This is a genomic window from Alkalihalophilus lindianensis (assembly GCF_032843265.1).
GTDB classification, from domain to species: domain Bacteria; phylum Bacillota; class Bacilli; order Bacillales; family Bacillaceae_D; genus Alkalihalophilus; species Alkalihalophilus lindianensis.
In genome coordinates, this window is record NZ_JAWJBA010000948.1 from 1 (window position 1) to 240 (window position 240).

Annotated in this window: 1 pseudogene; it reads left to right on the forward strand. The window is 45.0% G+C overall.

From position 1 onward, the window contains the following. Positions 1 to 119, forward strand: a pseudogene (locus tag RYX56_RS24915) (DNA alkylation repair protein); the annotation flags it as partial. Between the last annotated feature and the right edge of the window lie 121 nt (positions 120 to 240).

Below are 240 nucleotides of genomic sequence, written 5' to 3' on the forward strand. Positions count from 1 at the left end.
CAAACGATCAGTTAGACCCTTTTCATACTCCATACCGCGGACCGGAACTAAAAGTACAATGTGGTGCGTGCGGTCTGATTGAAGACGAAAGAATGTTCATTAAGCGTGCTCAAACGTAAAAAAGGCGAAGCCTCTGCTTCGCCTTTTTATTGTGTGAATGGCATCATTGATAGTGCCTGCCTCCCTAAAAGAAAGCTTCCAATGGCATACGCCTCTGCTTCTTCTCGGAACTGATTTGTT